At 38.4% G+C, this 26,399-nt stretch carries 24 protein-coding genes; 8 read left to right on the top strand and 16 right to left on the bottom strand.

What is annotated here, in order from left to right:
* Positions 1-96: 96 nt before the first annotated feature.
* Positions 97-864 carry an NAD(+) synthase gene (gene nadE, locus RYO55_RS06285; RefSeq protein ID WP_314984677.1) on the bottom strand — a complete coding sequence of 256 codons (768 nt, stop codon included), beginning with the start codon at positions 862-864 and terminating at the stop codon, positions 97-99.
* Between the two features lie 8 nt (positions 865-872).
* Positions 873-2,324: a nicotinate phosphoribosyltransferase gene (locus RYO55_RS06280; RefSeq protein ID WP_278466967.1), complete on the bottom strand. Its 1,452-nt coding sequence runs from the start codon at positions 2,322-2,324 to the stop codon at positions 873-875.
* A gap of 302 nt (positions 2,325-2,626) precedes the next feature.
* Here RYO55_RS06280 and RYO55_RS06275 point away from each other — a divergent pair, with 302 nt between their 5' ends.
* From RYO55_RS06275 to RYO55_RS06260, 4 genes are all read left to right on the top strand, one after another.
* Positions 2,627-4,075 (top strand): aminoacyl-histidine dipeptidase, encoded by a 1,449-nt coding sequence (locus RYO55_RS06275; RefSeq protein ID WP_314984676.1) that lies wholly within the window; start codon positions 2,627-2,629, stop codon positions 4,073-4,075.
* A 424-nt stretch (positions 4,076-4,499) separates the two neighbouring features.
* Positions 4,500-5,369, top strand: coding sequence for a GTP-binding protein (locus RYO55_RS06270; protein ID WP_004693915.1), 870 nt, complete (start codon positions 4,500-4,502; stop codon positions 5,367-5,369).
* Positions 5,366-6,901 carry a permease gene (locus tag RYO55_RS06265; protein ID WP_314984674.1) on the top strand — a complete coding sequence of 512 codons (1,536 nt, stop codon included), beginning with the start codon at positions 5,366-5,368 and terminating at the stop codon, positions 6,899-6,901. Before RYO55_RS06270 ends, RYO55_RS06265 begins: the two co-directional genes overlap by 4 nt.
* A gap of 186 nt (positions 6,902-7,087) precedes the next feature.
* The gene (locus RYO55_RS06260) at positions 7,088-7,852 is read left to right on the top strand and encodes a TIGR03943 family putative permease subunit (RefSeq protein WP_278451935.1); all 765 of its coding nucleotides are present in this window, start codon (positions 7,088-7,090) and stop codon (positions 7,850-7,852) included.
* A gap of 180 nt (positions 7,853-8,032) precedes the next feature.
* Here RYO55_RS06260 and RYO55_RS06255 read toward each other — a convergent pair whose 3' ends face one another.
* Positions 8,033-8,599, bottom strand: coding sequence for a biotin transporter BioY (locus RYO55_RS06255; protein ID WP_295816292.1), 567 nt, complete (start codon positions 8,597-8,599; stop codon positions 8,033-8,035).
* Between the two features lie 394 nt (positions 8,600-8,993).
* Here RYO55_RS06255 and RYO55_RS06250 point away from each other — a divergent pair, with 394 nt between their 5' ends.
* Complete coding sequence (locus RYO55_RS06250; RefSeq protein ID WP_004693923.1) at positions 8,994-9,581, top strand: PepSY domain-containing protein; 588 nt, start codon at positions 8,994-8,996, stop codon at positions 9,579-9,581.
* Positions 9,582-10,060: 479 nt separating this feature from the next.
* Here the strand turns inward: RYO55_RS06250 and RYO55_RS06245 are convergent, their stop codons facing one another.
* The 13 genes from RYO55_RS06245 to RYO55_RS06185 form a co-directional block, all read right to left on the bottom strand.
* Positions 10,061-11,332, bottom strand: coding sequence for an O-acetylhomoserine aminocarboxypropyltransferase/cysteine synthase family protein (locus RYO55_RS06245; RefSeq protein WP_314984670.1), 1,272 nt, complete (start codon positions 11,330-11,332; stop codon positions 10,061-10,063).
* 290 nt (positions 11,333-11,622) lie between these two features.
* Positions 11,623-12,582: a homoserine O-succinyltransferase gene (metA, locus tag RYO55_RS06240; protein ID WP_004697897.1), complete on the bottom strand. Its 960-nt coding sequence runs from the start codon at positions 12,580-12,582 to the stop codon at positions 11,623-11,625.
* 43 nt (positions 12,583-12,625) lie between these two features.
* Complete coding sequence (locus RYO55_RS06235) at positions 12,626-13,810, bottom strand: MalY/PatB family protein (protein ID WP_314984668.1); 1,185 nt, start codon at positions 13,808-13,810, stop codon at positions 12,626-12,628.
* 10 nt (positions 13,811-13,820) lie between these two features.
* Complete coding sequence (locus RYO55_RS06230) at positions 13,821-14,954, bottom strand: PLP-dependent aspartate aminotransferase family protein (RefSeq protein WP_314984667.1); 1,134 nt, start codon at positions 14,952-14,954, stop codon at positions 13,821-13,823.
* Between the two features lie 152 nt (positions 14,955-15,106).
* Positions 15,107-15,610, bottom strand: a complete 504-nt coding sequence (locus RYO55_RS06225; RefSeq protein WP_314984666.1) for an ECF transporter S component — start codon at positions 15,608-15,610, stop codon at positions 15,107-15,109.
* Between the two features lie 58 nt (positions 15,611-15,668).
* Positions 15,669-16,073, bottom strand: coding sequence for a PACE efflux transporter (locus RYO55_RS06220; RefSeq protein ID WP_314984665.1), 405 nt, complete (start codon positions 16,071-16,073; stop codon positions 15,669-15,671).
* 220 nt (positions 16,074-16,293) lie between these two features.
* Entirely contained in the window at positions 16,294-16,593 is a 300-nt protein-coding gene (locus RYO55_RS06215; RefSeq protein ID WP_314984664.1) for a hypothetical protein, read from the bottom strand.
* A gap of 58 nt (positions 16,594-16,651) precedes the next feature.
* Positions 16,652-18,118: a DASS family sodium-coupled anion symporter gene (locus tag RYO55_RS06210; protein ID WP_295816307.1), complete on the bottom strand. Its 1,467-nt coding sequence runs from the start codon at positions 18,116-18,118 to the stop codon at positions 16,652-16,654.
* A gap of 244 nt (positions 18,119-18,362) precedes the next feature.
* The gene (locus RYO55_RS06205; protein WP_308521409.1) at positions 18,363-19,187 is read right to left on the bottom strand and encodes a MetQ/NlpA family ABC transporter substrate-binding protein; all 825 of its coding nucleotides are present in this window, start codon (positions 19,185-19,187) and stop codon (positions 18,363-18,365) included.
* A gap of 54 nt (positions 19,188-19,241) precedes the next feature.
* A complete protein-coding gene (locus RYO55_RS06200) occupies positions 19,242-19,913 on the bottom strand; it encodes a methionine ABC transporter permease (RefSeq protein WP_005381510.1) in 672 nt (223 codons plus the stop codon).
* Complete coding sequence (locus tag RYO55_RS06195) at positions 19,913-20,935, bottom strand: ATP-binding cassette domain-containing protein (protein ID WP_314984663.1); 1,023 nt, start codon at positions 20,933-20,935, stop codon at positions 19,913-19,915. The genes RYO55_RS06200 and RYO55_RS06195 overlap by 1 nt, the downstream gene beginning before the upstream one ends.
* 274 nt (positions 20,936-21,209) lie before the next feature.
* Entirely contained in the window at positions 21,210-22,076 is an 867-nt protein-coding gene (locus RYO55_RS06190; protein WP_314984662.1) for a DMT family transporter, read from the bottom strand.
* A 164-nt stretch (positions 22,077-22,240) separates the two neighbouring features.
* Complete coding sequence (locus RYO55_RS06185) at positions 22,241-23,122, bottom strand: helix-turn-helix transcriptional regulator (RefSeq protein WP_314984660.1); 882 nt, start codon at positions 23,120-23,122, stop codon at positions 22,241-22,243.
* 497 nt (positions 23,123-23,619) lie between these two features.
* Between RYO55_RS06185 and pflB the strand changes: the two genes are divergently transcribed.
* The 3 genes from pflB to RYO55_RS06170 form a co-directional block, all read left to right on the top strand.
* On the top strand, positions 23,620-25,737 hold the full coding sequence (pflB, locus tag RYO55_RS06180; protein ID WP_314984658.1) for a formate C-acetyltransferase: 2,118 nt from the start codon (positions 23,620-23,622) through the stop codon (positions 25,735-25,737).
* A gap of 75 nt (positions 25,738-25,812) precedes the next feature.
* On the top strand, positions 25,813-26,049 hold the full coding sequence (grcA3, locus tag RYO55_RS06175; protein WP_004693956.1) for an autonomous glycyl radical cofactor GrcA3: 237 nt from the start codon (positions 25,813-25,815) through the stop codon (positions 26,047-26,049).
* Positions 26,050-26,061: 12 nt separating this feature from the next.
* Positions 26,062-26,399, top strand: a 338-nt coding sequence (locus RYO55_RS06170; RefSeq protein ID WP_314984656.1) for a 4Fe-4S cluster-binding domain-containing protein, incomplete at its 3' end; no start/stop codon positions are given.

Genomic DNA, 26,399 nt, shown 5'->3' with positions numbered 1-26,399 from the left:
TATTATGTTCTAAAAAATTATTTTATCTTATTTTATGGCTTCGCCCCTATAGATTCATGGATTCATCTCTATAAATCGAGATTTCCGCCTTATCAATTAAAGCTTTGGGTCAAATGATGGCATCAACTCTAATTTATGCTTATTAATTCGATTCAGATAGTCGATTCGCTCTTTTGTTATCTGATCTTCAATTTCCCCAGTTCTAATATAATGATCCAATACAGCATAGGTAAATCCTAACTTATCCTCATCGGACTGACCACTGAGACCATCACTTGGCACCTTATCAACTAGGTGCAATGGAATATCAAGAAGTTTTCCTATTTGACGAACTTCTTCTACTACTAGTTGTGCGAGAGGGCTAAAATCACCTGCACTATCTCCGTATTTTGTAGAGTATCCTACGTAGTCTTCAGATCCATTACAAGTATTTGCTATACGAGCACCATTTGGTAAATTTTGCCCTACTGCATAGAGCGTTGTCATTCGAAGTCGAGGCGGTGTATTGATAATTGCATCCTTGGCTAAATCAGTTCTCCCCGTTACAACATCATATCCCTTAGCTTGAACGATAGCATGAGTTAGCGCCTCATAGGCAGCACCAATGTTAACTGTCATGTGAGGAATTCCTAAATGATTCACCACTGCCTGAGCATCATCAATATCGGATTGCACTCCATTTGGCATAAGAACACCAACTACGCGATCTGCACCAAGAGCTTCTTTGCAAAGAGCTGCCACGATAGTAGAATCCTTACCACCTGAAATACCGACTACAGCACTACAGTTAGGACCGTTTTGACTAAAATAATCTCTAATCCATTGAATAAGGGCATTCTTTGTAGATTGTGGATTTTCTAACATAGCCCCTCCTATTTTTTTCGATAAATACGGTTCAATAAATCCATCTTCAATTGATAGTAGCTAGGGCTCATATCAAGATAATGACGATGTGGATTTTCAAAGCGTTGTTCTTCGGGCCAAATTTCATTAGATAATTGTTTCTGTACATATTCTCGAATTTCCTCTAAGGTTGGCAGATTTACAACAAGTTTACCATCCTTGATAACGAGTTGTTTCATTTCTTTAAAGGTACAGTTTTCAAAATATAATTCACGCCAAGGTTGCTCAGGATCGATATAACGATATGGTTCCTCTGTATCGGGTACCTCTCGCAACAATGTTAATAGATCTGCAATCGCACGACCTTTATCATTATAAACACGATATACCTTTTTTAAACCTGGATTAGTAATTTTTTCAACACTTTCAGAAATCTTGATACGCGGTTCCCACATACCATCTTTCTCGATGCTAGCAATCTTATATACCGCACCAAATACGGGGTCACTTTTAGAGGTAATGAGGCGTTCCCCTACACCAAAAATATCAATAGGCCCACCTTGTATTAGCAAAGAAGTGATTGTATACTCATCTAGACTATTAGATGCCATGATTTTACAATCCTCTAAACCTGCATCATCTAGCATGCGCCGTGCTTTTTTAGCCAAATACGCAAGGTCACCAGAATCTAGGCGAATTCCTTTTAAGCGTTTACCCATTGGCTCCAATACATCCTTTGCTACCTTAATAGCATTAGGCACGCCAGAATTTAACACATCATAAGTATCAACGAGGAATACTGCATTATCTGGATACACTTCGGCATAGGCTTTGAAAGCATCATATTCAGAGCCATAGTACATAACCCAGCTGTGTGCCATGGTCCCACTGACAGGAATACCAAATTGTTGACCCGCTAAAACCGTTGCAGTAGACTGAACACCGCCAATATAAGCGGCTCTTGCGCCATATACGGCAGCGTCTACATTATGTGCACGGCGAGCACCAAAGTCAGCCACAATACGACCATCCGCAGCGCGAACAATGCGATTAGCTTTTGTGGCAATAAGAGATTGATGGTTCATCATAGTAAGCACTGCAGTTTCTATGATTTGTGCATCTATGAGAGGTGCCACAATTGTAATAACAGGTTCATTAGGATAGATGATAGAACCTTCTGGAAAGGCATATACATCACCGGTAAAAGAGAAATCTTTTAGATATGCTAAAAATTCTTCACTAAAAATACCCTGACTCCGTAAATAAGAGATATCACTTTCATCAAAGTGTAGATTTAAAATGTACTCAACGATTTGTTCGAGACCACCAAAAATAGCAAAACCGCCCTTGTCTGGATTACGTCTAAAGAAAACATCAAATGCGACGCGATCCACATTTTTTAATTTTGTAAAGTAGCCATGTGCCATAGTCATCTCATAAAAATCCATAAGCATGCTAATATTGCGGCTTTCATGTTGCATTGGTTCACCAACCTTCTAAGATCTATAGAATTTAGATAATTGTCATTCGTTATTCGTATACCCTCATTATACAATATTATTCCTATATAGCTAGCACCTAGCATAAGCTATCCTAATAATCCTTATTGTGATATAACTATATATATAGTAATAATTTATATATTTCATGTGTATGTATGAAAGAACCTACTATAAGTTGTAAAACAAGCGACCATTACGATAAAGTATTTCATTTTATATTGTTTTAAAAGCTTTCAATAATACATACATGTCTATTCTACATGAGAATGAAAGGTGCCATTATGGAAACAATCGTTCAAGCAAAACGCGTTTTAGAAATTTTTAAAGAAATGAGCCAAATTCCACGTGAGTCCGGCAATGAAAAAGGAATCAGCGATTACATCGTGAACTTTGCCAAAAATTTAGGTCTTGAAGTTCATCAAGACGAAATCTTTAATGTAGTTATAAAAAAAGCTGCATCTCCAGGTTATGAAAACCGTCCATCCATCATTTTACAAGGCCATATTGATATGGTTTGTGTTAAAGACCATGACTCTAACCACGACTTCTCTAAAGATCCAATCGCCAACATCATCGAAGGCGATTGGATGCACGCAGACCATACAACGTTAGGTGCTGATAATGGCATGGGAGCTGCTATGATGCTTGCTCTCCTTGAAGATGAAAACCAACAACATGGTCCAATGCAATTATTATTCACTACCAACGAAGAAACTGGTATGGATGGTGCCTTTGCCATTAAAGAAGGCCAAGTAACTGGTGACTACTTACTCAACCTAGATACAGAGGTAGAACATGACTTCACCGTTAGTTGTGCTGGCGGTTGCCACGTACATGTAAAAACTCCATTGTTACGCGATAACAATCAACCAGGCTATGATGCGGGCTTATCCATTACAGTAACCGGCCTCAAGGGGGGGCACTCCGGCATCGAAATCAACGAGCAACGAGCCAATGCAAACCAAGTGCTAACCCGTGTGCTCTATGATATTCAACAGCAATATCCTATTAGTTTAGCGTTCTTCGAAGGTGGCGTAAAACATAATGCAATCCCGTCTAAGGCAGTAGCCGTATTATCTGTACGTTCTGAAGATGTGGCAGCCATTAAAACATTACTCGCATACCAAGAAAAACAATATCAACACGAATATAGCGTACAGGATCCAGGACTTACATTCGTAGTTGAAGATGTTCCTACTCCTGAAATAGTATATGCAGAAGACACAACAGAAGCACTTATTACATATATCTATCTTGCACAAGATGGGGTTCATTCTGTAAGTAAGTCTATCCTAAACCTTGTAGAAACATCTAATAATATTGCTATCGTACGTGAAAATCAACATACCATTGAAATACTCATTTCTATTCGTAGTTCCAATAGCAATAGTCTTGAATTCTTAACTAAAAAAATGATGCTTCTTGCAAAAGCACTTGGCGTAGCCGCAGAGCGTACAGGTGGATATCCAGCATGGGAATACGACAAAGGCTCAAAATTGGAAGAACAAGCGATTTCCTTGCATAACGAAATGTTCAATACACCAGCTAATGTAAATGCCATCCACGCAGGCCTCGAATGTGGTTTATTAAAAGGCGTATTACCAAATACACAGATGATTAGCTTTGGGCCTACTATCGTAAGTCCTCATACACCAACAGAACGCGTTCATTTACCTTCTGTTGAAAATGTATATGTGTACCTCAAAGCATTATTAGCAAAATTACAATAAAATAAATAATTACTATATTTTTGATGTATAATTTGTTATACTATAAGCAAATAGCACATCAAATTACGAGATCCATGTAATAATGACTCTCCAACCCTCCTACAAGTAATTCAGCCAATCTCTCCAACTGAATTATCTTGTAGGAGGGATTTTTTTATAAAAATTTCTCAACTATACAAATAAATATTTATTCACATGGGAGTATTCCTTCATATGTGAACAACATGTAATGCATCATTTTATTTATAAATAATTATGAATATCAACTACATGTGTCAGTATACTCATATATAGTATATAACCTATAAATTTCAGAGAAGACTGTTAAACTCTGAGGAACTTGCTAGTCTCCATATACCCCATAGAGTATTTTCTGTGTTATCCTATAGGTGTATACTGTGTTTACATTACGCAGGAGGTATATATGATTCCAATAGTTATTATATCCGGATTTCTAGGTTCTGGAAAAACAACATTATTACAACATATATTAAAAGAACATACATCGAAAGATAAAATTCTTATTATAGAAAACGATTTTGGTGAAACTAGCCTTGATGCGACTAATCTTGCAAAAACAGGGGCTACAGTCCGCGAAGTAACCTCTGGCTGTATTTGTTGTAGCTTACAAGGAAATTTCCAGCAAGCACTACTTGATATTCTCCAAAATTACAAAATCGATATGATCTACATCGAGCCATCAGGTGTTAGCAAGCTTAGTGAAATCATCCATACTTGTAACGACGAGGACATTGCAAAATCTGCTTACGTTCACGCATCGATAACGACTGTCGATGCTATGCAAGCACCAATGTTTATCAAAAATTTTGGTCTTTTCTTCAAGGATCAAATCACTCATAGTGATGCGATTTTTTTGAGCCATACAGAAGATATTCAACAAACAAGCATTACGAAACGTATGATTCGTGACCTCGCGCCACATACACCAATCCATGAAGAAGCATGGGATACCATCAGTTTGCGTGATTACATCAAGCGCCTGTATCATTGTCATGATGATCACTGTTTGCACGATGAACATTTATTTATGAGTCATACCTTTAAGGATTTACGTACTCTCAGTCTCGCACAGTGGAAAACCATTTTAGAAGGCATGCCTGATACAGTGCTTCGTGCCAAAGGGATTGTACCTACTACAGAAGGCCCACACGAACTCCAGTACGGCACACATTATTGTTCGCTTTCACCTAGTGAAACTAATGACTATAGTTTAGTCGTTATCGGAACAGATTTTAATGTACCAATGGTACATAACGAAGTGTGTCAATCATGATTCCTGTTTATATCGTTACAGGGTTTATTGGATCCGGTAAAAGCACGTTCATAAACAAACAATTACAATACCGAAAAAAGCTAGGCGGTACCGCAATAATTAGCGCCGAAGAAGGCAGTGAGCCTCTTATTAAAGAGCCCTTACAACTCAATGCGGATGAACTCAGTGCCATCATTCCTAGCGATATCAAGTCTTACGAGTTGATAGCCTGTAAAATTGCGGATTATTTAAAACGACTACAGCCAAAAGAGCTATGGATTGAGTGGAATGGCATGGTAAGCTTTCATCAACTAGAAGCCTTACTATATAGCGATATATTAAGCCACCTGGTACAAATAGAAAAGGTGTTATATATTTGTACCGATCAATTTGTTTCAACCATACTCCCTGGCTTAGGTAATGACGTAATGAGTCAATTATACAGCGCAGATTGTATCATCACAGAATCCGATACACATCACGCTTTATTGCGCACCTACAACGGAGAAGCTAAAATTGTAACTACTCCCACCCCTGAAAAAGTGGAGCAGCTGTGCCGAAATTCTACATGGGGACTCATTCCCAATCTATTAGTTATTGGTGTTACAACTTATATACTGTTGGTCACAGCTTTTCGCCATGACATCCCCTATTCTATCCACCAATGCTTCGCTATAATCACGGGTCTCATCATCGAAGCCATTCCATTCCTATTGCTAGGCACGGTAGGCTCAACGATTATTCGTTATTTCGTGCCACAACGAGTGCTATTGAAACTTTTAGGTGACCATTCTTGGAAAAGCTATGGAGCTGCCATGGTCAGTGGTTTTGCCTTGCCAGTCTGTGACTGCGCCATCATCCCACTATTCAAGGCACTAATAGACAGAGGTATCCCTTTATCGGTAGCCCTTTTATTTATGCTCGCTAGTCCGATTATAAACCCTATCACCATTCTTTCTACTTGGTATGCATTTCCAGACAATCCTATGCTCTCCGTATGGCGTATCGTTTTAGGACTAGTTGTGGCCTTGTTAGTAGCCCTATCATTCCGATTCTGGCCTCCATCCACATCTATATTCAAAGCAAGAGCACCACAGAGTCTTAGCTACGAAGAAATCGTTTTAGAAACAACTAAAACTAAATATATTGATAAAAAAAGATTGTTAATCCATATGGAACAAGAGTTTTCTCAACTCTTATTCTATTTCTCCATGGCGGCAACTGTACTATCTATAGTTCAAGTGTATGGCAAGCCTTGGCTTCTCAATGCAGGATTAACCTTGCCAGAATTTACAGCCATTCCAATTTTGCTGATGTTAGCATTCTTCTTCTCAGTCTGCTCTACATCAGATGCTATCATCGGTAAATCCTTGAGCACTTTATTTCCTATTAGCTCCGTAATGGGCTTCCTCATCTTGGGTCCGATGCTAGATATCAAAAACGTGTATATATTAAAACAATATATGCCTACCTCATTTATCATACGATTAAGTATAACGATTGCCGTTATGTCCTACATAGCAGCATTAGTATTCAAATTTTTTCTTAGCTAGTTTACAAATTTTTACTTAGTTAGTAGGCAAATTCTTACTTAACTACTTTCCAATTCACAATTACTCATTAAATTAACGAGCTACTATTTGTAATTCAGTATAATCATTACATCTTATAGTGTAATATATCTTAATTTTAAGATAATTATTATCTCAGTTCTTAATTGATTAAAAGGAGATGATTTCATGACATTAGGACTGAAAGATCGCTTTTCTATCGTGAAAGGTCTATTGTATCTCACCTTAGGTATCTGCTGTATTTACCTCATTGTGACAGGTCGTTATTTAAACTATATTGCACCACGTTATGAACTTTTACTAGGTATTAGTGGCGTTGCCCTTATTTTAGGAGGTCTAGCGACGATCATTTGGGCGCCTTCAAAATACTACAAGCATAACTGGAAGTCTATCGTTCCGATTATTATTCCCATTATGTTGCTCATCATTCCTCCCGTTCTTGTACCATCAACAGGCGTTCATGGTGCCGCTCGCGTAAACGATGATACTAACAATTTCGACTTTACAAACGATGCTATTGGAGAGGTTGTCACCGTTAACAGTGAAAGTAAAGAGCCAGGGATTTCCAAGGACAAAAAAGAAATCGTTTTGAACTCAGATAATTTCTATCAAACTATTGTTAAGGTTGGATCTAATGTTGATCAATATAAAGACTACACAGTTTATATGACAGGCTATGTAAACCGCGAAGATAATACATTAAAATCTAACGAATTTACGATTTCTCGTATGGCTATGGCTTGTTGTATTGCTGACGTTGCCCCTATTGGCATGACAGCCTATAAAACAGATGGTGATAGCTTACAAAATGAACAATGGGTATCGATTGAAGGTAAGGTTTCTACGCGAGACTTCCACGGTCGTAAACAACCATATGTAGAGATTACAAAAATCAAATCTGCAGAACCTATATTAGGCTATGTATACCCTTAAGAATTACATAAAAAACGAGGCTTAACGCCTCGTTTTTAATAGGAATGATTCTGTTGAATAAAATAATAACGTATATTTCATAGTTCAATGTCTATATGAATCTACAAAAGATTGATGCCTTATAATAGTTATTATATTTATTCTTGTTATTATAATTATAATAATTATTAAAATGTTCTATTAGTGCTGTAATTCTTTAATAATTCTCTTACCAAGAGATGCTGCTACAGCGCACAAGAAAATATCTGGACCAACGGGGATTAGGAAGCATGTAATAATAACAGCTTCGACACCAATAGGCTTACCTAAATACAGATTCATAATAAAGTATAGGTACACCATGCCAAGACCATATACAATAAATAGATTTAATATGGATCCAGCTAGCAAACGTTTAAACGATAATGTATCCATTGTCTCTGCAATGCGTCCTACTGCATACGCACCAACCATAAAGCCAATTAAATAACCAAAGGTAGGTTGCAAAATATAACTAGGACCACCACCGGACGTAAAAATAGGAACCCCAACAAGACCTAATACAATATAAATGCCAACACTAGCGGCACCTAAACGACTACCTAAAACAATGCCCGCTAATGTAGTAAATAAGATTTGCAATGTAAACGGACAATTCGGTAATGGGACCCGTATGAAAGCACCAACGGCGATTAGCGCCACAAAGAGTGCTGTCATCGTTAACTGACGGGTGGTAATGTGAGTTTGTTTTGATACAGTAGAGCTCATGGTATACCTCCATTCATAACAGACCTAAGCAGGAATTTGTGCTATCAATGGAAAATAAAAATCCAAGATAACACGAAAACAAACTACTAACTATCTAAATTAAAGCACTTGTATTTTTAATTGTCAACTATAATGATTGACTTTTAGTTTACTATATAGTCTAATATTATATATACTATGTTTTTTGTACTTTTTAATTTTGACTATAGCTAATAGTTATTATCAATAGTTTATAATAACTAAAAGATATACTCATCTTCATACAAAAACCATTTAAATTCATCTTATTTTCATATAACAAGATTAAATTATACGTAAGTAGATTGAGTAAAATCTACTTTCACAAAATCGTAACTAAACGAAAATTATAATTTGGTATCAGGAGGCATTGCTTATGAAAAATGTTAAGAAAGTATCCAAAGTACTATGTGCATTTGGCGTTAGTACAGTATTATTAGCAGGTGTAGTTGGTGCAGCTAGCAACCATGGTTACAACAACCATAGCAACTGGAATGGTGTTGGTAGCGTTGTTCCATCCGCACAAGCTAACTATTCTGTTGATTATATGGGCGCTATTACAGTATTCCAACAACAATTCCCTGGCGCTACTGTAAAATCTATTTCCTATGACGCAAAACACAATCCTTACTATGAAGTAGAAGGTTATTATGGCAACCGTGAAGTAGAAATTAAAGTAGACGAAGCATCTGGTCAAATCGTTGGTAAAGAAGTAAAAGGTTACTCCAAAGCTTCTAAAACAATTAACGTTCAAAACATCATCATTCCTGAAGTAGCTGAAACAAAAGCTATGGAAAAAGTTGGTTCTGATTTCCAAACTATGGATTGGACGGTTGAACGTGAAAACGGCAGAGTTGTATATGAATTCGATATGACAACTGGCGGCGGTAAAAATGCTGAAGTAAAAGTAGACGCTACATCCGGTAAAGTTATTAGCGCTAAAGTTAAAAACACAAAATACTAAGATTTTTCTTTCATCAAGTGAAACCCTATCCTAACCCACTTAGATGACACACTACACATATAACACACATACTATACACACTGTATCCTTTGGATACACTCTCTAACACACTCTCAGAGAGCCCGTAACACTAACCACGGGTTCCCTAACATCCTATCTCACACAATAGGAAAACGGTCTGTGCACACACCACAGACCAAACGTTACACACACTATACTCCCTTAAAGGCCTTGGATCATTGAATCCAAGGTCTTTTTATATATCCATTCTATCAAGGTTGTATTACACCTATACAACTTTTTATTCTTATAAAATTAGCACATACTAACAAAAAGACCTCCCAACGGGAGGTCTTTTGTATAAGTTTTATAGGTTTGATAGTTATGTGTTCTATTTCTTAAGCAAAGTTCAGCTTAAGGATGTCATTTGTAAGTTCTGAAAGTTTGATCTATAGTTTTCAAACTAAAGGTGTGAAAGATTAAGCTTTATCTAAAGCTTGTGCTAAGTCTTCGATGATGTCATCTACATTTTCAAGACCGATAGACAAACGAATCATGTCTGGTGTTACCCCAGCAGATTTTTGTTGCTCTTCATTAAGTTGAGCATGAGTTGTAGATGCAGGATGAATAACAAGAGATTTAGCATCTGCTACGTTGGCAAGATTGGAGAAGATTTCCAAAGAATCAACTAGCTTAATACCGGATTCTTTACCACCTTTTACACCGAATGTGAATACAGAGCCAACACCTTTAGGGAAATATTTATCTGCTAACGCTTTATATTTGCTATCTGCTAATTCTGGGTAATTTACCCATGCTACTTTAGGATGTTTGCTTAAGAAATCTACTACTTTACGAGTATTTTCAACATGACGTTCTACGCGCAAGGACAAAGTTTCAACCCCTTGCAAGATTTGCCAAGATGCAAGCGGTGTAATGCATGCACCTGTATCGCGAAGCAATTGAGCGCGAATTTTTACAGTAAATGGAATTGGTAGATCACCATACACTAAACCATTATAGTGTTCATCCCCTTCAGAGAAGCCAGGATATTTACCAGAACCTTTATAATCGAATTTACCAGATTCTACTACTACACCAGCCAATGTTGTACCATGACCACCAAGGTATTTAGTAGCAGAATGTACAACTACGTCAGCACCATGTTCTAATGGACGGAACAAGTATGGAGATGCAAATGTATTATCTACGATTAAGATGATATTGTGTTTGTGTGCAATATCAGCTACTGCTTGTACATCGATAAGATTAATACCAGGGTTACCAATAGATTCGATATAAACGGCTTTAGTCTTTTCATCGATAGCTGCTTCAAATTCTTCCAAATGATCGGGATTTACGAATTTAGTTTGAATCCCCAATCGAGGCAATGTAGCAGTAAACAAATTATAAGTACCACCGTACAATGTGGATGCAGCAACAATATTGTCGCCAGCATCTGCTACATTTAAAATAGAGTACGTAACTGCTGCGGAACCAGATGCTACAGCTATACCGCCTGCGCCACCTTCAAGTTGTGCAACGCGAGCATCCAATACATCGGTTGTAGGATTGCCAAGGCGGGAATAAATGCCACCAGGATTAGTCAACGCAAAACGACCCGCTGCTTCCTCAGCATCTTTAAATACGAAAGATGTAGTTTGATAAATAGGCACCGCACGAGCACCTGTTGGATCCACCGTATGTCCGGCATGTAATTGTAATGTTTCAAATCTGTATTGCTTACTCATTATGATAACTCCTTTATATTAATTATATTTTAAGTTCATTCTTTATACCTAGTATAGTACTATGCTTTAAAAAATATGTCTACTATTTTTTATATGGTCTTCTCCATAACTTTAAACTATGGTGAACAAAGGATGATGAAAACTTTTACCAAAGCCTCTAAAGCAAGCAAAATCATTTTATAAGAAATAAAATCCCCTAATTACTTCCAAAGAACCCGCTCCCTTGAGAGATGTTAGAAGTAATTAGGGGTACATAGTACTAACAATAAATTAAAAATAAGTGCTTAAATTTAGATGTAAGCGCCTAAATTTTTATCCCGTTCAAATTTCATTTTTTGTATTTGTTCAATGATATATGGCGTTTCTTGGTATACATAGTAGTTTAACCAGTTTGTAAATAATAGTGTACTTACAGAGCGCCAGCGCACGATGGGACGTTGTTTCGGATCATTATCCGGGAAGTAGTTTTCAGGAACCGCAATATCCATACCTTTTTTGATATCCCGCACGTACTCACGGTTAAGTGTATCCCAATCGTATTCGGCATGACCAAATACAAAGATATGTTTATTATCTAAACTACGAACGATAGCAGCTCCTGTTGGTTCAGACCCAGCCAAGAGTTCCAAGTCACGATTTTCCTTAATTTGTTGCAACGAAACTGTGGTGTGCCGTGAGTGTGGCATCCAAAACTTTTCATCAAATCCACGCATGAGCACTGGTCGATCATTATAAATATCGTGTTCGTAAACACCAAATAATTTCTCATCCATAATCGATTTATTAATGCCAAAGTGATGATATAAGCCAGCTTGAGCACCCCAACAGATATAGAACGTAGAGTATACATGCTCTTCGCCCCAGTTCATGATTTCTACGAGTTCAGACCAATAGTCTACCTCTTCAAAAGGCATTAACTCTACAGGAGCACCGGTAATAATCATACCGTCAAAAAACTGGTCTTTTACTTCATCAAAGGTGCGGTAGAAGGTTTCTAAATATTGTTCATCTGTATTTTTAGCCTTACGAGATGCAGTATGTAACAAAGTTAAATTAACTTGCAATGGACTATTACTGAGAGCACGCAAAATTTGCGTTTCCGTCACTTCTTTAGTAGGCATCAAATTGACAAGCAAAATTTGCAAAGGTCGGATTTGTTGATTTTCCGCCCGTTCAGTATCCATAACGAAAATATTCTCTTGAGCTAATTTCGTTATGGCCGGTAAATTTTTTATTACTTTAATAGGCATAGTGTCACCTCTACATATTCTACAATTTGATAACCTAATCTAATTAAAAGCCTTTAGCCTCATAGGCACGACGCCAAGCTTCGAGCCCTTCTTCCAAGATTTTACGAGGACAAGCTACATTAATGCGTTCAAAGTCCTCCCCATCGACGCCAAACATAGAACCTGTATCGAGCCATAGCTTGGCATCATTGATGATCCATTCGTCTCGCTCTTTAGGGCTAAGCGGCAGTTGAGAGCAGTCCAGCCACATGAGATATGTCCCTTCAGGACGATATACACGAATCTTTGGCATATATTTTGCTACATAGTCAATGGTGAATTGAATATTGTCTTGAATATATTCTTTTAATTCATCAAGCCAAGGAGCCCCGACTTTGTAGGCTCCTTCACAGCCCACAATCCCCATCGTATTTAACTGGCTATAGCCAGTACGGTCAATTTCTTTTATAAAACGACGGCGTAAGGAATCATTTGGAATGAAAATATTACTTACTTGTAAGCCTGCTATGTTAAAAGTCTTGCTAGGCGCTGTACATACAATGCAATGCTCTGCATAGCTTTCACCTAGGTCGGCAAAGACCTTATGAGTATGCCCTTTCCAAACAAAGTCAGCGTGGATTTCATCACTTACGATGAGTACATTGTGTTTAATACAAATGTCGCCGAGGCGTTTCAACTCGTCCTCAGTCCACACGCGCCCTACTGGATTGTGCGGATTACACAAGAGGAATAATGTTACATTCTCCTCGATAATTGCACGCTCGATGCCTTCAAAGTCGATAGTGTATTTTTCGTCGCCTTTGACGAGCGGCACATTGATAAGACGACGATCGTTGTCGTCGATAACCATACTAAATGGGTAGTACACAGGTTGATTAATGAGCACCCCTTCGCCAACCTCGGTAAAAGCACGAACCGCCATCGCTAAAGCAAATACGATACCAGGCGTTTTAACAAGCCATTTTTGTTCTGGCGTCCAGTTAAAGCGCGTAGCAAACCAATTCTCCAACACTTCAAAGTATTCATCATCAGACTCTGTATAGCCGAAAACACCATGCTTAACACGATCCAATAAGATTTGTTTTAACTCAAGGGGAATTTCAAAATCCATATCCGCTACCCAGAATGGCAACACATCCGCAGGTTTACCGCGCTTTACAGCAAAGTCGTATTTCAATGATTTTGTATGAGTTCTATCTACTATTTGATCAAAATTATATTGTCCCATAGGAACTCCTTTATTTATTGAAAGCTTGTTCCAAGTCCGCAATCAAATCATCAGTATCTTCAATACCTACAGAGAGACGCAATAAGCGACGTGTAATACCTTTACGCTCTGCATCTTCAGGTTTTAAATCTGGATGTGTTTGCGTCACAGGATACGTCAACAGGGACTCTGTACCACCAAGACTTTCAGCAAATTGAATTAGTTCAATGCCTTCCAATACGGTTTTAGCCGTTTCTTCACTGTCTACTTCGAAGGATAACATGCCACCAAATCCAGTTGTTTGAGCTTTATTGATTTCATAACCTGGATGTTCTGGAAGACCTGGGAACAATACTTTAGTAACATTAGGTTGTGTCTTTAGCCATTCAGCAAGAGCAATCGCATTCTTTTGGTGTTGCTCCATACGAAGTGCCAATGTTTTTACACCGCGGATTACGAGCCAGCTATCCATGGCGGACAAACAAGCCCCTACAGTTTTGTAAGTTAGACGCAATTTAGCAGCGATTTCCTCATCTTTCACAATAGTGAAACCAGAAATTACATCGTGATGGCCACCGATGAATTTCGTACCGCTATGAACGACAATATCTGCACCCAAAGTCAATGGTTTTTGGAAGTATGGGCTCAAGAATGTATTGTCGATGATTACTAGCGCATTACGTGCATGCGCCAATGCACAGAGTGCACGAATATCGGTAATCTCCATCATAGGATTGGTAGGTGTTTCAATATAAACAGCCTTAGTATTTGGTTTAAAAGCTGCTTTCACCGCATCAAGATCAGAAGTACCAACATATGTAAATTCTATGCCGTTTTTTTCATAAATATTGGTGAACATACGGATAGAACCACCATATAAATCATCACCTAAGATGATATGGTCTCCAGGGGAGAATAGATGGAATACTGCGTCCACTGCGGCCATACCAGAAGAGAATGCTAATGCATCTGTACCTTCTTCAAGATCTGCTATCAATTGTTCCAAACGGTCCCGCGTCGGATTAGACTCACGCGTATATTGGTAACCTGTGGTATCACCCAACTGCGGGTGAGAAAATGTACTAGACATATAAATTGCGGGGGAAATTGCACCAGTATTATCTGGCTTGCCACTGCCGTGAACACATTTTGTATTAAATTTCATTCCATTCAACTCCTCATATTTGTATACAATATGTTAATTATAAGAGTAGAGAATGACTAAGGTCAATAAAAAGGGGCACTCATACATCCTGAGTGCCCCTGAAAAGTCATATCTATTTTGAATGGCTTGTCATAACTCTAAGTTAAGTTGACCTAATTTTTAATGCGTTTTGTAATAAGTAATGACAAAATAATACCTAATGACGAAGTTACCAATTGCGGCCAACTAGATACAAAAAGCATGGTATTTACAATTTTTGGTGGAAATTGGAACAAGGAGAAGAACAAGGAATATCCCCCAAAGAGTACGCCGGCTTTTACCAAAGCCGCCACAATAATAAGTAAAAGCTTTGGCTTATGTTGTAACCAATGTGCCACAAATACATACGCTGTCGTGCCAAGAGCCGTAATCAAAATGAACGGCGGCAATGGTAACATGCCTTGTAAATGTGCTACCACTGGTGCAATCCAAGCAATAACAAGACCATTCTTCCATCCATAGCGCCATGTGGCGAGTACAAAGGTTGCGGACGTAATGGAACCGATGAGGAACATGCTCACCTGATTAGGAATAAAGGGGAAAATGAGGCGCAAGCTTTGCGCCAATAAGGCTACGGCCAACAATAGGCCTGTGCCCGTAATAGACTTTGTAGACATAAGAACCTCCTACTATACGATATAGATTTTACAAGAGGTACCTACCTCACATTTAAAATTAAGCCTCTACAAAATATAGACGTGCTCGATCATATACCCAATTATATACATATGTATAACCTAAAATAGCTAATGTCATAGTTATATCCGTCATAAAAGCCATCCCAAAGGTCATATGCATCATGTACATAATAATTGGCACCGTTGCAATCATAAATAAGCCTTCAAACAACACTGCATGAACCGTGCGAATGATTGGACCTCGTGCTAATCGATCACCTGGTACTAGTTTATCAAAAATCCAGTTAAACACAAAATTCCAAACCATAGCTAGTAAGGAAAAAATAACCATCAATAAAAAAGGCTGCCCCTCATGCGGAACAAACTGCATTACCAAACAACCAATTAAAATACAACCAATCTCATATAAAATTGACTGAACAACACGCTCTGTAGCAGACATAATAATAAACTACCTCCATCAGAAAACTCAAAAAAAGATATTTACTATCATATCAATATTATATTATATTTATTTTCTTAGATTTGTCGAATATTACCATTTTAAAATAAAAAAGCCGCGTTGTATCTACTAAGCGACTTGCCCCTCGAAGTGAGTATTGCCATTTTAAGATAGAAAAAAACGCCATATGTCTATCTAGCGACTTGCCCTCTGAAGTGAGCTATGCCATTTTCGGATATAAGAAAAGCCCCTCGTAGCGTTCTGTAAGCTCGACTTTTTCTGAAGTAAGTATTGCCATTTCAGGATAAAAAGAAGCCGCGTTGTATCTACTAAGCGACTTGCCCCTCGAAGTGAGTATTGTCATTTCAGAATAGAAAGAAGTCGCCATATGTCTGTCCAGCGACTTGCCCTCTGAAGTGAGCATTGCCATTTTAGGATAAAAAGAAGCCGCATTGTATCTACTAAGCGACTTGCCCCTCGAAGTGAGTATTGTCATTTCAGAATAGAAAGAAGCCGCCATATGTCTGTCCAGCGACTTGCAGCGAATGGAGCGCAGAGAGACATATGGCGGCGGAAAGCTATCCTAAAAGTGGCATTACGAACTGAATCCATGGAATCCCCACCACGATAAAGATAGCGAGGTAAATAATTCCAAAGATAGCGCCCAATTTCCAGAATTCAGGACCTTTGTTATAGCCACTAGCAAACCAGATTGGGCTGTGACCAGTACCATACGGTGTGAGGATACCCATAATCCCCATTGGTACTAAAAGAATCAACATAACTTGCGCTGGGTCAACGCCAGGAATTTGAAGAATTAGAGTAGCAAATAAGCCTACCATAGCCGTTACATAAGCAGTGCCAGAAGCAAAGAAGTAACGAAGCAAACAGAATGCTAATAACAAACCTAAAACTGCCATTGTAGGATCTAGAGAAACTAAAGAACCACCTGCAGATTTAGCAAGCCACTCCAAAAAGCCTACATTTTTAAGACCCGCAGCCATAGGTACGAGTGTAGCGAACCAAGTCAAAACATTCCATGCTGGTTTGTTAGCAAGGAAGTCTTGCCATGTCATAATCTTAGTGAAAATCATCAAGATAATAACAATCAAAGCTGTTGTAGTTGGGTTTACTTTAAATGTAGAAGCACCAATCCACAATACAAGAGCCAATACGGAAATCAAGGCCATAAAAATTTCACTGCGTGTCATGGAGCCTAATTTCTTGTACTCATCCTTTGCCCAAGCTGCAATTTCAGGGGAACCTTTCACCTCTGGCTTGCAGAATACATAGGTCAACAATGGAGTGATGATGAACAAAATAAGACCTACTGGCAAAAATGCGAGGAACCATGTGCCCCAGTTTGCCGCCACGATACCAGATTTAGCAGACAATTCAAGAGCCAATGGGTTTGGCGCTTGGCCAGTCAAGAAGATGGAGCTAGATACACATGTAGTTGCCAACGCTACCCAGTTCAAATAGGAACCGATTTTACGAGGATTCTTATCTGGATAGGAGTCAAACATTGGACAAATACTAGATACGATTGGGTAAATCGTACCACCAGAACGAGCCGCATTACTTGGGATGAACGGCGCCAATACAAGGTCCGTAATAGCGATGGCATAACCAAGACCTAAAGAGGACTTGCCAAGCTTTGCTACGAGGAACAAGGCAATACGGCGGCCAAGGCCAGAGTTTTCATAACCGATGCCGATCATGAAAGCGGCAAAGATCAGCCAAACAATGGCATTAGAGAAGCCGCTAAGGCCCCAACTGATAGCTTGTGCATCAGTAATCGCCTTTGCTACACCAGTTGCTTTATCTACAACAGGAGCAGGACCAACCTTAAACAACATAGACACGGTAACAGCAATGATACCGATGAAAGCTGGTGGCATTGGTTCTAAAATCAACCCTACCACGAGGCCAGCGAAAATACTTACGTAAATCCAAGAATTTGCGCTAAGGCCTTCAGGAGCACCGATGAGCCATACAAGAATAGCTACTACAAGCGGTGCGAATAATTTCCAATTCAACTTCATTAGAAACTCTCCTTACTACGTCAAAACAAAAATTACAAAAATTGCCTATACAGTATATCAAATATTTCAATAAGATGATATAAACTCAATCATAATACTTATTAATTGATAATAAACTTTTAGTAATAGCTTTTATAACAATAAAAAGCGATACCCCTTAGAAGTAAAGAATTGAATCTAATTGGTATCGCTATCTATCTATTTTGTAAAAATATTTCAATTGTAATTAGCTTACTAAATTATATTATTCACCTTTTGGTACAAACCATAGGCCGTTGTTATTTTTTTCCATGTAGTCTTTGAATTCTTGAGAATGGTAAGCTGCTACAATGTCTTTTGCCCATTGTGCATCTTTGTTTTTCTCGTTAACTACAACTTGTAACAACCATTGTGGCAATACATCTTCATTTGCCAATGCAGATTTAGGATCGATTTTTGCATTATAGATAATCGCACCAGTAATAACAATGTAATCGAAATCAGTACGTACAGAAGGAATTGTAAGGGATTTCATTTCTGTAAATTTAAGATGTTTAGGATTTTCAATAATATCTGCTTGTGTTACTGTCGCTAAATCTTTATTTGGATCAAGTTTAATCCAACCAATTTTTTGCAATAACGCATACGCACGAGCCATGTTGGATGCATCATTAGGTACTGCAATAGTGTCACCATCTGCCACTTGATCTAAAGATGTTTTAGAACCACTAAAGATACCTGCTGGTACTGTTGGAATTGGAGTTAAGGCTACAAGATGACCATTTTGTTTTTCGTTGAAGTTTTTCATGTATGCTGTATGTTGTTCAACGTTGAAATCTACTTCACCATCGCTCAACACTTGATCAGCTTGTACCAAGTCAGACATATCTACACCTTTAAAGGTATAGCCTTGTTTTTCCAAAATTGGTTTTACACCTTTTTCAAACAATTCAGAGTAAGGGCCTTGAGATTTACTATAGCTTAATTCTTTTTTTGCACCATTATCGCTATTGTTTGAACCGCAGCCTGCGATAAAAGCTACGCTAAATACTAATGCCGCACCAAGGGCAAGGAATTTTTTCAATTTCATGGTATATTCTCCTATACTTTCACAATCAAAATAACTAGAATCTATTTCATCAAATTAGGAACGACGTGCACGACGTGCAAAGTAGTTACCTATTGTTTGAATAATTTGAACAAAAATAATTAAAATGACAACGGTAAATAGCATCAATGGGAAGTTCAACCGTTCATAACCATAGGTGAGAGCCAAATCACCTACACCACCTGCACCAATGGCGCCAGCCATAGCAGTAGCACCGATAAGACCTATGGTACCTGTTGTAATAGATAGAATAAGCGAACCCTTTGCCTCCGGTAAAAGGAAATGCCAAATCACCTCAAAATGAGAGGCCCCCATTGATTGTGCAGCCTCGATAATTCCTTTATTAACCTCTAAAATAGAGTTTTCAAAGAGTCTAGCTAGATAAGGGGCAATAAATATAACAAGTGGTACGATAGCTGCCGTTGTTCCCACACGAGTCCCTACAATCATCTTTGTTAATGGTAAGATAAACACCATCAAAATGATAAATGGTACGGAACGTACAATATTAACAATGGTATTTGTAATGGTATAGACAATACTATTTTTAACGATACCATTAGGATTTGTTACTACCAGTGTAACTGCAATAATTAAACCTAACACCGTACCAATAAATAGAGATAGGAACACCATATATAATGTTTGTTCTGCGGCTAGTAATAACTGCGAACCGGGAACACCAAGTTCTTGCATAAAGAAGTCCATTATAGTGTCACCTCCTGCCATTCAATACCTTGTGTCACAAGATATTCTTTTACCTTGCCCACTTCAAGATTATCACCAATAAACTGAACAATAAAAATACCAAGTACTGTATGTTCTAACTCTGTTACCGTAGCAAATAACACGCTCGTTTCTAAATCAAAAGTTTTATTAATATGATATAAAACATTATCGGTCGTATTATTTCCTAAAAAATGCATCTTAAGAATAGTATAAGGTCGCTTATCACAGGCCAAGGTATGTTTCACTGTTGATGGAATCTCATCAGGAATGACAGTCCTAACAAATCTTTTCGTTGTTTCATGTTTTGGTTTACTAAACACCTCAAGTACAGAACCACTCTCTATGAGTTTTCCATGTTCCATAACCACAACGCGATTGCAAATTTTTTGAATTACATCAATCTCATGAGTTACGATAACAACTGTTACCCCTAGTTCACGATTAACGCGCTCTAATAATTGAAGAATAGACTCTGTCGTATCTGGATCAAGAGCACTTGTTGCTTCATCACAAAGCAGAATTGATGGATCTGTAGCCAGCGCACGAGCAATACCTACACGTTGCTTTTGACCACCAGATAATTCTCCAGGATATGCATTTGCTTTATCGCCTAAATCAACAAAGTCTAACAAAGTTTTAACCTTTTTATCAATCTCTGATTTAGGAACCTTATTTAGAATCAATGGAATCGCCACATTATCATACACAGATTTAGCATTCAATAAATTGAACTGTTGAAATACCATACCTATGCGCTTACGCACCTTTCTGAGGTCATTAAAACTTAAGCCATTGATATTGACACCATCTATTTCAACATGACCAGAGGTAGGTACCTCTAAAGCATTAATCATCCGCAACAGTGTAGATTTACCAGCTCCACTGAAGCCAATAATGCCAAATATGTCACCTTTTTCTATATTGAAGTTTACGTCAGATAATGCAGTAACCTTTTGTTTATTAACGTCAAACGCTTTCGTTACATTTCGTATAGCAATCACTGTACCGCCTCTTTCCTTTTAACTTAATAGGAATTAATCCTTTTTTTAAAACATATCTCAAAGGTATGTTTTAACTATGTACCTAGATTACTACAATTTATAAGGACTGTCAAACAAAAAGAACCTCACCCATCAAAAGGTAGAGGTTCTTTGTTTATATAGTTTCTATATTATAAGGATTTACATTCCTACATATCTAATTTTATCTCTTTTACATCAAATCTACATCAAATCGAAACAATTCAGTCACTAATCAGCTACTAAGAAAATTGACTTATCTATATCGATTAAATAAGAATAATGATCCTAGTATGATTGGTGCCCCAATATAGAGTCCCATATTAGGAATTTCTCCCAATAAAAAGGCCGCTACTATAGCTGCCACTATAGGCGAGATATACATAAAGTTAGTTACATCTGAAACCTTTTCCGCATGTTCCAAAGCAAAACTCCAGAAAACAAAGCCTAACGCACTAGAAAGAAAGGCTAAATAGGCCATGGCAAATTTTGCACTAATCGGTGCCACAGCAATCATTTCAATGGCATGTTCCGCAAAAGGCAAAGCCATAATGGCACCTGTAAACATAGACCACATGGCGATAGTGATAGGCTTATATCCTTTTAAACTAAGGCCACGATTAAGGATATTATAAACTGCAAAGAGTGTCATCCCCAGCAAAGTCCATAATGCACCTGTAGGAATTGTAAGGGTTGAATTCCAAAGAATAATTATGGCTACACCTATAAAAGCCGTTATTGTAAATAACCAGCCTATGGGGCGGATTTTATCTTTATAAACAATCATGGCCATCAGCGCTGTCGTCATCGGAGTCAAAGCCATAATAATACTGGATGTGGCCGCCGGAATTGTGCGCAAACCTTCATTAAAGACAACTTGGTAAACGAAATTCCCTGTGGCACCTAACAGAATATATATACCCCACTCACGCCATGTTGTCGGTATGTGTAAGCCTTTTACAACACCGATTACTAGCATAAGTAAGGCCCCACCCATAACCCTTGCCACAGAAAGCGTTAATGAATCTACGGATTGTAATGCTATTTTACTGAAAGGAAATGCAGTAGCCCACACAGCAATAGTAGCAGAAGCACCTAAAAGTGCTTTCTTTCGATTTGTCATTAACATCCACCTTTCAACAATATTCGCATATATTATCTATTATACCTTTTACCTCCTATGTAGGAAACGATTTCTTCCTTATTGGTTCTACAAAATGTACAACAAATTTGTAAGAACAAGTAATAAAACTTTATGAAAGCTATGTTGCAGGAATGGCCCTATAATTAAGGCAAGTAGTTACTTAGCTTGACTATCGTAAGTTCACTATTGATTCCATTGATTTCAATGTGATTTTCTGATTCAGCCACAGAAAAATCGTCTACAAGATTTCCACAATCTTCGAAGAGCAATTTAGTGCGAATACCTTTTTTCACCGCTTTGAAAGCATACTCATGAGGGACATGCAGACGAGATTTCGCCGATATCTGATTTACATCAATTCGCCCCGTATAATCCGCTACATATATCTCCATTGGAGAGTTATTATCCAGCTCTATATGGCTGTTACCGCCGGCAATATAAATTTCTTTAGCCTCTCCATCTAGTTCAAACTTTTCACTAATAATATCAAATAGTTCCAGTTTTTCACAATGAGTCGTTAACTCCGTATCTCCCATATATTTTTCAGGCAAATTTATAAAAATCGACAAATGTTCTTTTACAAGCTCCTCAGATAAGGATTTAGAACGATTTACATCTACATCGATACGCCTCTTAATATCATCGATTTTTACTTTCACCAGTTCCGTCAAATTTTCAATAGTATCACTAACCAGTTGAACCTTTATCTTCTCACCCTCTCCAGCTCTCATTTTTACGTGATTAACAGATCCCAGTTTAATATCGAAATGTTTTATCTCATCGATATCATATTCTACGATACTTTCATAAGGATATCGAAGTTTAACCGCTTCTTCTGAAAGTAATTCATCCACAGAAATATTGAATACAGCTGAAAGGGCCTTTAAATTCGAAATATCCGGCATCCCATTGCCCGATTCCCATTTTGTTATGGCCTGTCTTGACACATTGAGCGTTTCCGCCAATTTTCCCTGAGATAATCCGAATTGTTTTCTATACTCCCGTAATTTTTCATTAAAATCCATAATGTGACCTCCTATTTTAGGCAATATCAGTTACTCTTCAACAAGAGCTGCTCAGAGTATAGTACATAGTATCAATGAAGAAAAGAAACGCTTGTTTTCTTGTCCAGCAACGTTCCGTAGCATCACAATATACGTGCATTTATAAAGACTTACAGGCTAATTCTGTACAAGATGTAAACGACCGCTTGAACTATACACAAATATAAACTATCCAATATTATTGAAAAATCGGTACCCAAGGTTTCTTAACAATATTGATATGCAATTTCATATTATTATATATACATTAAACAAAACCATAAAAAACAAAAACTCATATAAACCTATATATACTGTTGCATCCAAACAATTTAGCTTATGAAAGTTTATGAGATACTTCACAAAATCGCATAGTATGTATTGAAAATCTATATCATTTATTCATTGTGGAATTGTTACAAACATTGTACACTATAGGCATAGAAATCTATAGTTATATCCTTTTATGGAGGTGCAAAATGCAACATACTGCATGGAAAGATTTTAACACAGGTGTGTGGGATAAAGCCGTTGATGTACGCGACTTTATTCAAAGAAACTATATCCCTTATGAAGGGGACGATTCCTTCCTTGCTGGTCCTACAGAAAGAACGACAAAATTGTGGAACCAAGTAATGAAGCTTTACGAAGAAGAACGTGAAAAAGGCGGCATGCTTGATGCTGATACTTCTGTGGCCACACACATTACTGCCCATGCGCCAGGATATATCGACAAAGACCTTGAAACGATCGTTGGTTTGCAAACTGACAAACCTTTAAAACGCGCTATGTTCCCTTATGGTGGCTTGCGTACAGCGAAATCCGCTATTGAAGAATACGGCTTCAAAATGGATCCGCAAACAGAGGACTTCTTCAAAAAACATCGCAAAACTCACAATGATGGCGTATTTGATGTATATACTCCAGAAATGCGTGCTGCACGTACAGCTCATATTGTAACTGGTTTGCCAGATGCGTACAGCCGTGGCCGTATTATCGGTGACTATCGCCGTATCGCTCTTTACGGTGTTGATTATCTCATTGAAGATAAAAAAGAACAATTTAGCATCACAATGGGTGACATGCTAGAAGATGTCATTCGCGACCGTGAAGAAATACAAGATCAAATCCGTTCTTTGAAAGAATTGAAAGAAATGGCAGCGTCCTATGGCTATGATATTTCCAAACCAGCTAAGGATGTTCGTGAAGCTATGCAATGGATTTACTTCGGCTATCTTGGTGCCATTAAAGAGCAAAACGGTGCTGCTATGTCCATTGGCCGTAACTCCACATTCCTCGATATCTATGCTGAACGAGACCTTCGCAACGGCACATACACAGAGGAGCAAATTCAAGAATTCGTAGACCATTTCATTATGAAATTGCGCATGGTTCGCTTCGCACGTATCCACGAATACAACAATTTGTTCACAGGTGACCCTGTTTGGACGACTGAATCCATCGGTGGTATGGGTACTGACGGCCGTACATTGGTTTCCAAGATGTCCTTCCGTTACCTACATACATTGACTAACCTTGGTCCTGCTCCAGAACCAAACCTCACTGTATTATGGTCCCCTCGCATGCCGATTGGCTTCCGCCGTTTCTGCGCAAAATTATCCATTGAAACATCTTCCATTCAATACGAGAATGACGAATTGATGCGCCCTAACTCTGGTGATGACTACGCAATCGCATGTTGCGTATCCCCAATGCGTATCGGTAAGGAAATGCAATTCTTCGGCGCTCGTTCCAACTTGGCTAAATGCTTGCTTTACGCAATCAATGGCGGCGTTGACGAAAAGTTGAAGAAACAAATTGGTCCTAAATACCGCCCTATCACTTCCGAATACTTAGAATTCGACGAAGTATGGGAAAAATTCAACGACATGATGGAATGGTTGGCAGGCGTATATGTAAATGCATTAAACATCATTCACTACATGCACGATAAATATGCTTATGAAAAACTAGAAATGGCCTTGCATGACCGCAAGGTAACTCGTTGGTTTGCAACTGGTATCGCTGGTTTATCCGTAGTAGCAGACTCCTTATCCGCTATTAAATATGCTAAAGTAAAACCTATTCGTGATGAAAATGGCATCGCTGTTGATTTCGAAATCGAAGGCGACTTCCCTAAATATGGTAACGATGATGACCGTGTAGATGGCTTGGCAGCAAAAGTTGTTTCCACATTTATGAACAAAATTCGTAAACATCCTACATATCGTCAATCCGTTCCTACTATGAGCTTGTTAACAATTACTTCCAACGTAGTATATGGTACTGCTACAGGTTCTACTCCAGACGGCCGTAAAGCTGGCGAAGCTTTCGCTCCTGGCGCGAACCCAATGCACGGTCGTGATTCTCACGGTGCCGTATCTTCATTGGCATCCGTAGCTAAAATGCCATGGCGTGATTGCTCCGATGGTATTTCTAATACCTTCTCTATCATTCCGGACGCATTAGGTAAATCTGGTGAAACATTTGTTTCCGTTAGCGATTTTGATATTGAGTTAGACCCTTCTCAATTGCCTAACAGCAATACAAACTTCGCATGTAGCGAACCAAATGTTACTATAGAGGAAGATAAGTAAAATCTTCCACAGTATCGAACTGCTTTCACCGGCATCGATACGCGTGTTAGTCTTGGTTGAAAGGAGGTTATACCCATGAGCAACCAACAAGTTGATAACTTGGTAGAGTTATTGGATGGTTATTCCCAAAAGGGCGGCCATCATTTGAACGTCAACGTGTTTACTCGTGAAACATTGTTAGACGCTCAAAAACATCCTGAGTTGTACCCTCAATTGACGATTCGTGTATCCGGTTATGCGGTGCACTTCAACAAATTGACAAAACAACAACAGGACGAAGTTATTTCCCGTACCTTCCACCAACGTATCTAATCGAGGTTTTCTATGACTGGACGTATTCATTCGGTTGAAACGATGGGTACGGTTGACGGTCCGGGCATGCGCATGGTGGTATTTTTACAAGGATGCCCCATGCGTTGTGCTTATTGCCACAATCCTGACACATGGGATGAAACTAGCGACGATGCTAAATTCATGACCGTAGAGGAATTGTGGGACCAGTACGAACGTAACCGCCAATTTTATACTAATGGTGGTATCACCGTTACAGGTGGGGAAGCTCTTATGCAAATTGACTTTGTTACAGAGCTTTTCACATATTTCCGTGAAAGAAACGTCCATACCTGTTTAGATACAAGTGGAATTTGTTTTGATCCCCACCA

This window comes from uncultured Veillonella sp., assembly GCF_963551295.1.
GTDB lineage: Bacteria > Bacillota > Negativicutes > Veillonellales > Veillonellaceae > Veillonella.
This window is presented reverse-complemented; position numbering and strand designations above follow the sequence as displayed.

What these genes read in the sequence shown, in the direction of transcription:
- nadE (WP_314984677.1), bottom strand. Translation starts at nt 864, where the DNA reads ATGTTAGAAAATCCACAATCTACAAAGAATGCCCTTATTCAATGGATT.
- RYO55_RS06280 (WP_278466967.1), bottom strand. Translation starts at nt 2,324, where the DNA reads ATGCAACATGAAAGCCGCAATATTAGCATGCTTATGGATTTTTATGAG.
- RYO55_RS06275 (WP_314984676.1), top strand. Translation starts at nt 2,627, where the DNA reads ATGGAAACAATCGTTCAAGCAAAACGCGTTTTAGAAATTTTTAAAGAA.
- RYO55_RS06270 (WP_004693915.1), top strand. Translation starts at nt 4,500, where the DNA reads ATGATTCCAATAGTTATTATATCCGGATTTCTAGGTTCTGGAAAAACA.
- RYO55_RS06265 (WP_314984674.1), top strand. Translation starts at nt 5,366, where the DNA reads ATGATTCCTGTTTATATCGTTACAGGGTTTATTGGATCCGGTAAAAGC.
- RYO55_RS06260 (WP_278451935.1), top strand. Translation starts at nt 7,088, where the DNA reads ATGACATTAGGACTGAAAGATCGCTTTTCTATCGTGAAAGGTCTATTG.
- RYO55_RS06255 (WP_295816292.1), bottom strand. Translation starts at nt 8,599, where the DNA reads ATGAGCTCTACTGTATCAAAACAAACTCACATTACCACCCGTCAGTTA.
- RYO55_RS06250 (WP_004693923.1), top strand. Translation starts at nt 8,994, where the DNA reads ATGAAAAATGTTAAGAAAGTATCCAAAGTACTATGTGCATTTGGCGTT.
- RYO55_RS06245 (WP_314984670.1), bottom strand. Translation starts at nt 11,332, where the DNA reads ATGAGTAAGCAATACAGATTTGAAACATTACAATTACATGCCGGACAT.
- metA (WP_004697897.1), bottom strand. Translation starts at nt 12,582, where the DNA reads ATGCCTATTAAAGTAATAAAAAATTTACCGGCCATAACGAAATTAGCT.
- RYO55_RS06235 (WP_314984668.1), bottom strand. Translation starts at nt 13,810, where the DNA reads ATGGGACAATATAATTTTGATCAAATAGTAGATAGAACTCATACAAAA.
- RYO55_RS06230 (WP_314984667.1), bottom strand. Translation starts at nt 14,954, where the DNA reads ATGAAATTTAATACAAAATGTGTTCACGGCAGTGGCAAGCCAGATAAT.
- RYO55_RS06225 (WP_314984666.1), bottom strand. Translation starts at nt 15,610, where the DNA reads ATGTCTACAAAGTCTATTACGGGCACAGGCCTATTGTTGGCCGTAGCC.
- RYO55_RS06220 (WP_314984665.1), bottom strand. Translation starts at nt 16,073, where the DNA reads ATGTCTGCTACAGAGCGTGTTGTTCAGTCAATTTTATATGAGATTGGT.
- RYO55_RS06215 (WP_314984664.1), bottom strand. Translation starts at nt 16,593, where the DNA reads ATGGCGGCTTCTTTCTATTCTGAAATGACAATACTCACTTCGAGGGGC.
- RYO55_RS06210 (WP_295816307.1), bottom strand. Translation starts at nt 18,118, where the DNA reads ATGAAGTTGAATTGGAAATTATTCGCACCGCTTGTAGTAGCTATTCTT.
- RYO55_RS06205 (WP_308521409.1), bottom strand. Translation starts at nt 19,187, where the DNA reads ATGAAATTGAAAAAATTCCTTGCCCTTGGTGCGGCATTAGTATTTAGC.
- RYO55_RS06200 (WP_005381510.1), bottom strand. Translation starts at nt 19,913, where the DNA reads ATGGACTTCTTTATGCAAGAACTTGGTGTTCCCGGTTCGCAGTTATTA.
- RYO55_RS06190 (WP_314984662.1), bottom strand. Translation starts at nt 22,076, where the DNA reads ATGACAAATCGAAAGAAAGCACTTTTAGGTGCTTCTGCTACTATTGCT.
- RYO55_RS06185 (WP_314984660.1), bottom strand. Translation starts at nt 23,122, where the DNA reads ATGGATTTTAATGAAAAATTACGGGAGTATAGAAAACAATTCGGATTA.
- pflB (WP_314984658.1), top strand. Translation starts at nt 23,620, where the DNA reads ATGCAACATACTGCATGGAAAGATTTTAACACAGGTGTGTGGGATAAA.
- grcA3 (WP_004693956.1), top strand. Translation starts at nt 25,813, where the DNA reads ATGAGCAACCAACAAGTTGATAACTTGGTAGAGTTATTGGATGGTTAT.